Raw genomic sequence first — 11,725 nt, forward strand, 5'->3', positions numbered from 1 at the left:
ATGGCGCGTTCGCTTATCCACCCTACAAAACCTTGCATCTATGTTTGCCTCAAATAAAAAAACCGCAACGTTATCCGTCGCGGTTTTTTTATTGGGCGATGAGTTCGAGGTATAAACTCTGCGCCCGCCTCAGCAAATTTGATTAGCCGTTAAACGAAGAGAGCTTGCCGCGATTTAGCGTTAACTTGCCCTCGTTGACTAACTCCTGAAGCACCTTATGAATCGCGCTACGAGAGATAAGGTTTCGGCTTAAAATAAAGGTATAAACCGATGTTTTTTCACGAATTTCAGGGTCAAGCGACCAAATGTGCTTAACGTGCTCGGTGACGATTTCACGAATCGTTTTGTGAGAGCGCATATTTTCACGCTGGAAATAGCGGTGTAGATGATTGGTTAAGATATTAAAGGCGTACTGCCACAAATTTCTCTTATTGAACATCTCGTTGGCATTGTTCGCACTCATCACCCACATCTCGCAGTCCGTATCACAACGCAGGTAATGAGACATGACATCATTACGCATCTGGGCCAGACCCAGTATCGCAGGCGCGGTGAAACTTATCGTGACCAGGTCGTTTTCTACGCGGTAAACCGAGACTGACCCTTTCTCAAGATAAAATATGTTGCCATCCTTTCTCATTTCGATGCGCTGACGTTTTTTTCTCAGTGAGAAATAGGCGTTTTCAGATTTTTTTATCTCGTCTCCAATGAGCGTTACAGATTCATCAAAATTCGGAGTGGACATCAGCTTCTCTTACTCGGGTTGTGGGATTGAGATTATCTCCTGTTGCGAAGCAAAGGAGACCGCTCTAAAGCCAGGGTTGTCAGGATTGCCGAAGGGTGACTTAAATGAATAACCTTATGACTTCCGTGCCAATATAATACATTACACCCGTGTACAACCGTAAAATTTAATACCGCGCAATAATATAACCACTGAAATAATAACTCGTAAAAATCACATTATGGCGCATTATTTTTCAAACTATCGCAACTGTTATTCCATAAACAGAGGCTATTAAAAATAAGTTGCAAAAGAACATATAGCAAATAAAATGGCCAAACAATTGAAAGCGCAATAACAGTATCAATCTTCTCTTTGAACCAGGCGATACCGTCCTGTTCGCGTTTCTTCATCTGTGCAATCAGTAATACTATTCTAAATAGCATAAACATCAGGGTTGAAACACCGTAGATGCATACTATTAATTGAAAGAGTTTATTCAATGGCCGCGCCCCATTGTTCTATTAAAACATCATCAACGATGAGTAAAGACGACCGAAATACTCAGGTATTAAATTTATTGGTACCCTTTTTTACGTTGAACGTGCGGCACTGAAAGACCCGCACCAGTGGGGGCCTCATGCCACTGCGTCAATGAGTATATTTATCTGATGCAAAAATGTAATGTTTTTAGTCTTTCTGCCCGACGCGTTATCTTTCTGATAGTAAAAAAAACACAAAAAATATTTAACCAATTGATTTTAAGTGGTATTTTTCGTATATAAAGTGTAAATGCTTTGTTGTTGGTTTGTGTCATCCTGAGATAAAAAGCTCAGGTATGAGGTAAAGCCACGAAAACACAGCGTTATTCCCTGTCCCATTATGCTTATAATGGCGCGTGTCAAAAACCTGCCTGGGTCAACGAGAGTGCTGGCAACATGTACGAAGCAGACAACTTATGTTATCTCATTGAAAATAAAATAATATTCATTCCTGAGAAGCAATGTCTGGTGCATGCAGACAGCCATGAGCAGATAAAACTCAAGCCAACGGCATCACAATGTCTGCTGTTGTTGCTCAGAAACCACGGTGAGATTGTTACTCAAAACGAGCTGCTGGCATTTGCATGGGGAGAAAGCCACAGGCAGGTGAGTTTTAACGCCTTTTATCAAAGTATTCTTTCGTTAAGAAAGTCTTTTCTACAAATGAATGTGGAAAAACAGATTATCACCACGATTCCTCGCAAGGGTCTTCTCATTGAGCAAGAAATAGCGGTTGAGGAAAAGATCGATCTTGTAAGCGAAATAGAAGCCGATCCTCTCCCCTTAGAAATCAGCAATGAAACGGCTGAAAATAAAACTAAGAATGCCAGGCCGGCTATTGTGAATATGACAGAAGCCCTGATAATTACGTTAACCGTGATAATTATCGGTGTGCTCCTCTACCCACGCATGTTTAGCCAGCAATATTTCTCGGGATATGTGTCTTCAAAGAAATACGATGGGCAATGTCATTATTTTTTTAACGGCGATGCCAGCAATCATATCCGCCATGAGCATTTCATTAAGGAACATCCCGACTTGTGCCGCGATGATAAATTCCTCTATGTTACGGCTTATCCCGAAACCAAAAACATTTCCGTTATTCTTTGCACAAACCGTATGGAGTTATCACACGATAACGCCTGTCAGTCCGTCTACTACCCTCGGTATGATAGTAAATGAAGCCATTCACAGCGATTGCCTCGTTAAGAACCCAGACGTGCGTCATTTTTGTCGTCTGCGCCGCGATTCTTTCAAGCCTTGGGCTTTATCTTTATCTGACGGCGAACGATCACCCGCACCACCTTGTATGCCGGGCGACGCTACAGGTGGTGAGAGACAATACGTCATTTCGTGGGATTGTTGATTTTAAATCTGAGGAGGGTGACGGCAAAGGCATCGCGCACATTAACGGCATTATCAATCTCAATCCGCATGAAGAGTACACCGTCCAGCGCACGATTCTTTTCACCCATTCTGACTACGGCCTGAGTCCGGTGTGGGTATCCCGCCAGATTATCATCTCAAATCGCGAAACCTCTCCCCCTGGCGTTCTCCAGCAATTCCTGCCGAATTTTTATCTGAAAAATTCTGATGTCACCGACATTGATATTTTTTCACTTAACAAAGAGGCCAATCTCATCACTCGCGAAGGCATTCCTTATCTGTATTGCCAGAAGTATTTGCTTCCTGAAGACGAGTAACACTTGAGCTTTTCTAACGCGAACTACGTCGTGCCCTCCCCTGCAAATCATCCTATCGCCCCTTTCTATATCAAAAATATCGCCTGAATATACTGTTCAGACCAGAGATTTACTTTCCAGCGACGTAAAAACAACATACATATTAACAACCATGTTCCTTATAAAAAGTAACAAGCCAATAGATTATACCGATCTGTATTTCATAAATTGATCACCCTAACCTATCAATTGCACCTATTAATTATTAGCTATTGATCGACAATACCGATCTATGTTTATATTTCGTACATAAAACTTGGAATTAATGACGCTTACATCCAGACATCTAAACCGCTTAACCGTTATTTCTTTCGATAAATTCTTTTTACGCGTCACCATTTTATAATTCAGAAGAAACATTTATATGTTCAATAAAAAAAACCATTAGATACCGCTGAATAAAACATCTGGCAAGGTTGCATTAGCAATGCATTAAAATCATAACTCAACGGTGGTTTTCACAATGGTTCGTGTGTGGTTTCATAACAATTTCATTTATCAACTGAACACCAGTAAGGTAATGTTATTTAACAATAATATTGTGAAATCCATTGTCGCCTGCTCCTTAGCTATTGTTCCCTTCGCCATTATTCGTGCGCTACTTCTTGTGTGCTCTGTTATTTCCAGCTATTTGGGATGGTCTGCTTTTGCGGGCTGGCTGGATCAACTACAACAAACGCTAATGGATTTCATGCCCATTCTGATGAATGCTTTTATGGCATTACATTGGGCAATTCGTAACCGACGTTCAGTTATCCATTTTCTTACAGTAAATATATGTAGCCTGCTATTTATCAGCCGCGCAATCAGCAATGACCGCCTGTTCTTCCTGGATATTTCGATCCCGGTCGCGCTGCTTTCAGGTATTATTGTTAACTCAATTTTGGACAAGTTTATTGAGCAGGTTGATAAACATTTAGGGACTCAAACAAAAAATACCAAAAACACCACGCTGTTCTTTCTTTCTATACTGATCATTTCATTCTGTACTTTTATTATTAGCTATCTGGCTCATCATTTATTCGCACTTGTGCCGGGCTACATTGACCATGCTCTTCAGCACAGTTACCCCACGTCATTCTCATCCGGGCTGCTCTACCTCTTTTTGCGATGCATCCCCTGGTTTTTCGGCGTGCACGGTTATTTTTTGTTCTGCGATATGGATGCAAACTTTATTGCTGAAGCCCAGGCGAACATTGCAGCGTGGCACGCCGGGCAGGCAGAGCTGAACATTCTAAGCCCGGAGTTCTACAATATATGGTGCACCATGGGTGGCACCGGCAGCACGTTGAGTATGCTGCTGTGTATCATCTTTTCTAAGGATAGCCCCCATCGCCATATCATCGGCCCCTCGCTTCCTCTGGCCCTCTTTAACATTAACGAGCCTTTGATTTTCGGCCTCCCTATCGTCATGAATCCGGTGCTGATTATTCCTTTTATTCTGGTACCCATCGTTTCATATATCATTGCTTACACGGCAACCGCGTGGCACCTGGTGCCAGCCATTTCCGTAGCGGTTAACTGGAGCGTGCCTCCCATTCTCAGTACCTGGATTGGTACCAACGGTTCGATGACGGCGATCATCCTGAATTTGATTATCATCGCGGTCGGGATGCTGATTTATGTACCGTTTTTACAACGCTGGACCATCAGCACCAAAAACAACCCGGAGCAGCATTTATTCTTGCAGCCGACTAACCTTGAGTTGATTCCTAACCACCGAAAACTCAATGAAGAGAAAGAGTATCTGGAGGCTCTGGAGCATGTTCACCAGTTACAATCCAGCGGGCATTTCATACTCTATTTCCAGCCCCAGGTTCGTCTTTCGGACAGGCGCATTATTGGGATGGAGGCGCTGATTCGCCATCAGGGTAACGACGGGAAAATTTCGCCCCCAACTTTCCTGCAATATTACGATCGCCTGCATGCAATGGCCGATATCGATTTCTGGGTGATGGAACAAGCCGTTAGCTACCTTCGTCAGCACCTGAGCCATTACACCGGAATGACGCTCTCAGTTAACGTTTCGCCGCAAACCTTGACCGACAAGCGCTTGTTTAATGTTATCTCACGTATTTTGAGCGAACCGTTGCCCAAGGGGTGGACGCTGGAAATTGAAATTACCGAATCGCAGGCGGTTAATGCCCCGGAACATGTTGCAGATATTCTCGTCCAGCTTAAACAGCGGGGGATCAGGATTGCTCTTGATGATTTCGGGGCAGGATATTCGACGCTCAACTACCTGACGCGCTACCCGCTGGACAAAATCAAGCTCGATCGCTCCCTGGTGCAGGGGCTCGCGAAAAAAGGTGGCCTGGCGTTTTTAAGGCAGGTTACAAAGCTGTGCAAGATTACTGAGTGCCATGTGGTGATTGAAGGGGTGGAAACGGAAGATGAACTGCGCCAGATCTTGATCGAGGGGGTGGAAACCGAACAGGAAATGGCGCTGGTGCGCTCAGCAGGTATTGAGCTGGCACAAGGCTATTTATTCTGGCGCCCGTTACCGATCAAGGAGATATGTCAGGTACTTGAAAAAAACAGTCACTCTCAGACGACAGCAGAAAAATAATGGCTCTGTAATTTTGCAACGACGTAAAAGGCGACCTTTTTTTTGTTTGCCTTTTATTTACGTAAAAGAATAAAAACCTCTTGAAGATAGTAAGTACATCGTTATTATCCACCGGATATTTAAGATTATAAAAATCCTGTACGCTCACAAGAGTAAATTTTACGTTAAATATGTTACTTAATTATGATATCCCGTTGGTTTTGCTCGCCCTAATAATTTCGAGCATGGCTTTTTATGTCTCTTTTTGGGTATGTAAAACAGGCGTACGTAAACCTCATTTCTGCTGGCCATTATTTAGTGGTCCAATGATGGGGTGTGGGATCTGGGTTTTGCATTATATGGTGATGCAGGCGCATCACCACAACCATGTGCTGCGCTACGATATTATGAAAACATTGCTTTCATTATTAATCGTCGTAGTCGGTTGCTCATTAGGATTCGGGTGTTTTTTATTCAAGAAATTGCGTAAAAATAACCATATTGTTGCGGCGTTGATATTTTCTGGCAGTGCAGCGGGCATGCATTATTTGGGTATGGCGGCGGTCATCAGTTCAGAAGACTGGAAGGTCAATAATGGTTACATCGCTTTATCACTAGGTGTCATATTTGTTACCTACTTAATTATGCTGCGATTAACTTACCAGATGTTGGTCATGACGCGGAGAAATGATAGTTTTGCTAACTTCTACCGGCTTGGTGCAACAACAGTGTTATGCATGGGTGTTTCTGCCATGCATATCTTAGGCACAAATCATACCCACAGCAGCGGGATGATGTCTCAGTCGATGGAGATGCATACTGTAGATTACATTGAAGATACCATCGCCATTCCGTTAGTGATGCTTGTTGGGCTGGTATTTCTGTTAGTCATTTTTATCTGGTTTTTTGATTTTAAAGAACGTTTAAGTAATGAAAAACTAAAAAAAGAGTTAATTGAAAAGAACTTACAATTAAAAAAAATGGCACAGCACGACTCATTAACACATTTGCCTAACCGTTTTTACCTGCAAAAGCATTTGAATACTTTGTTCAGTAAGCAGATTAACCCTTTATTTATTCTGTTTATTGATCTTGATGGTTTCAAACGTGTTAACGATGTCTGGGGACATGCCATCGGTGACGAGCTATTGGTAAAGATTTCCCAAATGCTCAAAGATGTTGTGGGCAATGAAGGCTTTGTTGCAAGGATTGGTGGTGATGAATTTATCATCGAGGTTAGCCAAAAAGAGAAGCAAGAGGTGATTAAAATTGCACAGAAATTGCTCTCGAAAATCTCAGGCCGTTACGAACTTTCGGCCACCACAGTAGACTTTTTGTCTGCCAGCATTGGGGTTTCGGTTTACCCTGAGCATGGTCAGGATGTCGCTACGCTTTTGAAAAAAGCGGATGTCGCAATGTATTACATAAAAGATAAAGGAAAAAACAACGTCACATTTTACGATGAAATTGAAATGCCATTACCTATTTGATAGTGAGTTTCATAGTAGTTGATTTAAAATCATCGAGTATAAAATACTCTTCCGTAAGCAATGGATGCTTGTAAATCATTCCAGTACGTGGAATTTGTGAATAAAAGCTGACATTGATGATGAAATTTTCTTCGCTTTACAACAAATATAAAGATAAATGGTGGGGACTACCACTTATCCTGCCTTCCATTCTATACCCCATCACTGAGCACATGAGCGCTTATGTTGTTGTCGATGGGTTTGAGATCTCTTTCTATTATCTCAATATGGCTCTTCTGACTGCCTTCACCATGATTTATGGTTTTAAGGCGATACCGGGAGTCATGGCCTGCATCTTTTTCCGGGTCTTCCCGGACAGAGGGTTAGAACCGGCATTTATGTCGATAATGCACTACTTTACCTCTGCCGCTATAAGTTGTGCCGCCTATTACTACTTTACCGGTAAAAGAGGCCGTGCAAGTTTTGGCCGCCATAGCCTGACCTGGCACCGCATTGTTTGGCTGGTATTTATTAATGCCACTCTATTCCTCAATTATTTCCAGGCAGTGCTCTATCTGGGAATGTTTGGCGGATATTCCCAAATGATGTACGTAAATCCTTTTACAACAAGTACATTAATTAACTATCAGGCAATGCTGGTAGGGAATATGACCGGATTACCTATGTTTTACCTGGTGATTCGTTCTATCAGAACGCCAACGTTTCTTATTAAATACTTTAATAAAACTCGCAATCAGGTCGCAGAAGATCTACGGATACCGGAAGTTATTTGCTTCCTGGGCGCTATAACATTGCTAACGGTATTAATGGTTTGGCCAAGAAGCCACACCTTAACCTTGATGAACTCTGTTTATACGCTGACCTTACTTTTACCGGTGATGATATGGGGAACGTTACGTCTGGGTCATGCCGCTATATCAATGATCTGGTGGGTTGTTTTGATCGTATTGTGCAATAACTTTCAGAGCTACATCCCTGAGGAAGCAGATTACAAATTGCATATTGCGGTTGCTACATCCAGCTTTGCTGCATTCTCTATTACCATCATTTTGATGGCGATAAATATTTCTCGTCAGCGTGTTTTAAATATTAAAACGAAACGGTTAATGAGTGTGGATCCGGTGGTGCATTTACCCAATTTATTGGCGCTAAATGCCGACCTCAATAAAAACACGATTTCTGTGTTATGCCAGCTGTATATGCCGGAGCTTGAATTACTGGGTCGCCATTATGGTTTACTCATGCAAATTGAGTACAAACAGCAATTAGCGCATTTTCTACAGCCCGTGTTGAATAGCGATGAACTGATCTATTCAAGTTCTGCCCACGATTTAATCGTTCGTTTATGCCCGACAAATGCTGAAAAACGAATCTCTGAACTGCATAACAGAGCGAAAAAATTCCGTTTTATTCGCGATGGCGTAAAACTCTATCCCCAAATCGGCTGTAGCTACTGCATCATTAACTACCCCGTTGGGCACCTTTATTTACTGATTGGGGAACTGCGTGCGTTGGCCGAGATCTCTCTTACGACAAATTTGCCTGTTGATATGAGAAAACAAAGCAGTCGCAAAGTGCAGAATCAGGTTAAAAGCAAAGTCGACATGATGCATCAGCTTCAACGAGCGCTAGAGCTGGATCGCTTTGAGCTCATGGTGCAGCCCATTGAGAGCAAAAACGGCGATCGCTACCATGAAGTGCTTCTCAGAATGCGCGGCAATAATGATGAACTCATTTTCCCAAATACCTTCTTGCCGCTGGCGAATGAGTTTGGCATGTCTTCAAGTATCGATATATGGGTTTTACATAACACCATGAAATTTATGGATGAAAATCGCCTTTCACAACCGGATCGGCGCTTCGCCATTAATCTCACCCCAGCCTCGATTTGCCGGGAAGATATGGCGCATCTGATTAAAAACTTGCTGATTCTGCACGGTATTTCACCCGAGCAAATTATTCTGGAAGTCACCGAAACTGATGAACTGACCAACAATGAGCAGGCAGCTAAAACACTGGATGCTTTACAGCGCCTGGGCTGCAAAATTGCGATTGATGATTTCGGCACTGGCTACGCCAGCTATGCCCGTTTGAAAAATATGCAGGCTGATATTCTTAAAATTGATGGCAGTTTTGTTCACAATATTCTTTCCAGCGAAATGGACTACAAAATCGTAGAATCTATTTGTGAGCTGGCGAGAATGAAGAATATGACTCTCGTGGCAGAGTTTGTTGAAACAGAAGACATTCGCCATGCGCTGTTCAGAATGGGAATCGATTATGTCCAGGGGTATTTGATCGGCAAACCCGCACCGATTGAAAACTTGCAGTCGGCCATCTAGTTTGTATGCCCTGCCAATAGATAGTTTTTGTTGGCAGGGCAAGAAGATAATTATTTTAGCTTTGAACAAAAAGACTAATAATCCCAATTCCTAATGCGCTATAAAATATTACTCGATAAAGGTTATGGGGAATCGTAACCACTTTCTTGATAATTCCCAACCCCACCACCACCAACGCCGCTGGATAAATAGCACATAATACGGGTACCGCCAGAGCGGTTAATACATTCAGGCCCAGAACTGATATAGCCGCAGAAACCACGAGTGAAGCAATAACCAGGAGGCCATAAGAGATATGGGTATTCTGGCTAAAATACCGCGCGGTACCGGTAGTCAGCCCAATAGCGGTCACCAAACAGGCAAGCGTAATAATCGTTTTAAGCAGCGCGCCGCCATAAACACCAAACACGGTATTCACATAGGCTGCCATAATCTGAAGCCCATTAGTGGCCCCAACGAGTGGGCTATGCGCCCCCATCGACAAATAACAGATATAAATCAATGTTAAACCGGCTGCGGCAATCACAGCGGCAATGGTGGAATAGCGAAATATACTGCGGTTACCGGCAATACCACGCTGCTTTAATGTATGTGTGATGATAGCCCCAAAACAAAGCGCACTGATCACATCTAACGTCTGGTAACCATTTATAAAACCAGTTCCAAATGCACTAACCTGATAGGCCGCCGTGGTTGGGGTTATATTTGCGATAGGATAATACCAGGCGCAAATACCAATAAAAATCAACGCGCTGATTTTTATTGGTGAAAGGAAAAAGCCGACAATCTCTAAAAGCTTACCTGGTTTAGCCAGCGTTATGCCCGCCAGAAAAAAGAAGATTAATGAAAATAATACCTTCCCTGCCCACGAGGGTGTTTCACCGTTGCTTATGATCTCATAACTAATTGATGCTGTGCGTGGTGTACCAAAGAAAACCCCGAGAGTGAGGAAGCAAATACTGATGAAAATTAAGCTAACGCGTTTCCCTAAAGGCCGCGTGAGCTCATTAATATCTCCGCCATTGATTGCCAGCGATATGATTGCCAGCGCGGGGAATAATACTGCGGTGATAATAAAGCCAAACCCGGCATTAAAAGAATTAGCGCCAGCCTGCATACCAACTAAAGGTGGAAAAATAATATTACCTGCACCAAGAAACAGCGCCAGCGTCATACATCCCAGAGCTATTGTCTCCGGGAAGGAAAGTTTACTATTTTTAGGCATAATTGTGTTATTTATGTAAATTAATATAAGTTGTGTGTTTTGCAGAATCAAATAGATCTTATTGCATCTTTCACGCTATTAAATTTTTAAAAAATGCCTAATTTTTTAAAATATTCTTGTACCTGTTCAAATAGAGAACGCTTCAAACGCTTTTCTGGAGTTTTTAACTGCTTGCGATTTTACCTCATGAAGTAGAGAGGCACTTTGTTTTAGGGGACAAGGAATGTAAGGCTCGCTGTTTCCTGTCACTGCCTGTCCCAAATTATGACCAAAACATCAGTGCATTGATTATTTAATAATCTATTTCAGTCGGTTACCTGCAACATCAATCACTTTTTCGCCATCTTCTTTAGCAAAAGCTCCTTTTTGATCACCCGGAAGAATATCTAGCACAACCTCCGAAGGGCGGCACAGACGCGTCCCCAGCGGCGTTACCACGATAGGTCGGTTAATCAGGATCGGATGCTCGAGCATAAGGTCGATAAGTTGCTCATCACTAAATTTATCTTCCGCAAGCCCCAGCTTTTCATAGGGTTCAACGTTTTTTCGCAGCAGTGCTCGTACCATGATCCCCATATCCACAACCAGTTTGACCAACTCATCGCGTGAAGGAGGGTTTTCAAGATAATGAATAACTGTCGGCTCAGTACCACTGTTGCGAATCATCTCCAGTGTATTACGCGACGTACCGCAGGCCGGGTTGTGGTAAATGGTGATTTTGCTCATATCAATATCTCATTACAAAGTGAAAGAGAGACGTAGCGCCAGCGCGACCAGCGTTACAAACAGAATAATACGTCCGGATTCTGCCAGTATAGGGGTACAGATTAGGAGTAACAGGATAATGAAAAAAGAAGGAAAGGCTTTTGTTTATTGGGTTAGCTGACGTGAGGAGGCGTTGCGAAAGGCTTGTCTGGAGCGGGTGAAGGGAATCGAACCCTCGTATGCAGCTTGGGAAGCTGCCGTTCTACCATTGAACTACACCCGCTTTGAAGTGCGTAGGCATTATAGACGTTCAATTTGCGCAGGCAAGCGCCTTTTCTGTTTATGTGATGGATTTTTAAGCGATTGTTTCTGCTCCATGCATTGCGCACGTCGTTTTCTGTCAACTC

General features: G+C 42.8%; 8 protein-coding genes and 1 tRNA gene. 5 read left to right on the forward strand and 4 right to left on the reverse strand.

The window, feature by feature from the left end; all coding sequences use genetic code 11:
- Positions 1–142: 142 nt before the first annotated feature.
- Positions 143–745, reverse strand: coding sequence for a helix-turn-helix domain-containing protein (locus tag AB1E22_RS05540; protein WP_367594439.1), 603 nt, complete (start codon positions 743–745; stop codon positions 143–145).
- A gap of 917 nt (positions 746–1,662) precedes the next feature.
- Here AB1E22_RS05540 and AB1E22_RS05545 point away from each other — a divergent pair.
- From AB1E22_RS05545 to AB1E22_RS05565, 5 genes are all read left to right on the forward strand, one after another.
- Entirely contained in the window at positions 1,663–2,448 is a 786-nt protein-coding gene (locus tag AB1E22_RS05545; protein WP_367594440.1) for a winged helix-turn-helix domain-containing protein, read from the forward strand.
- Positions 2,445–2,969 carry a hypothetical protein gene (locus tag AB1E22_RS05550; RefSeq protein WP_367594441.1) on the forward strand — a complete coding sequence of 175 codons (525 nt, stop codon included), beginning with the start codon at positions 2,445–2,447 and terminating at the stop codon, positions 2,967–2,969. The genes AB1E22_RS05545 and AB1E22_RS05550 overlap by 4 nt, the downstream gene beginning before the upstream one ends.
- Before the next feature lie 559 nt (positions 2,970–3,528).
- Positions 3,529–5,577: an EAL domain-containing protein gene (locus AB1E22_RS05555; RefSeq protein WP_367594442.1), complete on the forward strand. Its 2,049-nt coding sequence runs from the start codon at positions 3,529–3,531 to the stop codon at positions 5,575–5,577.
- Between the two features lie 224 nt (positions 5,578–5,801).
- Complete coding sequence (locus AB1E22_RS05560; protein WP_367594443.1) at positions 5,802–7,046, forward strand: sensor domain-containing diguanylate cyclase; 1,245 nt, start codon at positions 5,802–5,804, stop codon at positions 7,044–7,046.
- A gap of 119 nt (positions 7,047–7,165) precedes the next feature.
- On the forward strand, positions 7,166–9,388 hold the full coding sequence (locus AB1E22_RS05565; RefSeq protein WP_367597336.1) for an EAL domain-containing protein: 2,223 nt from the start codon (positions 7,166–7,168) through the stop codon (positions 9,386–9,388).
- Between the two features lie 55 nt (positions 9,389–9,443).
- On the opposite strand, the gene brnQ is transcribed toward AB1E22_RS05565, so the two are convergent.
- From brnQ to AB1E22_RS05580, 3 genes are all read right to left on the reverse strand, one after another.
- On the reverse strand, positions 9,444–10,613 hold the full coding sequence (gene brnQ, locus AB1E22_RS05570) for a branched-chain amino acid transport system II carrier protein (RefSeq protein WP_367594444.1): 1,170 nt from the start codon (positions 10,611–10,613) through the stop codon (positions 9,444–9,446).
- 300 nt (positions 10,614–10,913) lie between these two features.
- Entirely contained in the window at positions 10,914–11,339 is a 426-nt protein-coding gene (gene arsC / locus AB1E22_RS05575; RefSeq protein WP_367594445.1) for a glutaredoxin-dependent arsenate reductase, read from the reverse strand.
- A 188-nt stretch (positions 11,340–11,527) separates the two neighbouring features.
- Positions 11,528–11,601 (reverse strand) — tRNA-Gly (locus tag AB1E22_RS05580).
- Between the last annotated feature and the right edge of the window lie 124 nt (positions 11,602–11,725).

Origin of the sequence: Buttiauxella gaviniae, assembly GCF_040786275.1 — a bacterium.
In the GTDB taxonomy this organism is placed as follows: domain Bacteria; phylum Pseudomonadota; class Gammaproteobacteria; order Enterobacterales; family Enterobacteriaceae; genus Buttiauxella; species Buttiauxella gaviniae_A.

Coding starts and splice junctions, on each gene's coding strand:
- AB1E22_RS05540 (WP_367594439.1), bottom strand. CDS start 745: ATGTCCACTCCGAATTTTGATGAATCTGTAACGCTCATTGGAGACGAG.
- AB1E22_RS05545 (WP_367594440.1), top strand. CDS start 1,663: ATGTACGAAGCAGACAACTTATGTTATCTCATTGAAAATAAAATAATA.
- AB1E22_RS05550 (WP_367594441.1), top strand. CDS start 2,445: ATGAAGCCATTCACAGCGATTGCCTCGTTAAGAACCCAGACGTGCGTC.
- AB1E22_RS05555 (WP_367594442.1), top strand. CDS start 3,529: ATGTTATTTAACAATAATATTGTGAAATCCATTGTCGCCTGCTCCTTA.
- AB1E22_RS05560 (WP_367594443.1), top strand. CDS start 5,802: ATGGCTTTTTATGTCTCTTTTTGGGTATGTAAAACAGGCGTACGTAAA.
- AB1E22_RS05565 (WP_367597336.1), top strand. CDS start 7,166: ATGAAATTTTCTTCGCTTTACAACAAATATAAAGATAAATGGTGGGGA.
- brnQ (WP_367594444.1), bottom strand. CDS start 10,613: ATGCCTAAAAATAGTAAACTTTCCTTCCCGGAGACAATAGCTCTGGGA.
- arsC (WP_367594445.1), bottom strand. CDS start 11,339: ATGAGCAAAATCACCATTTACCACAACCCGGCCTGCGGTACGTCGCGT.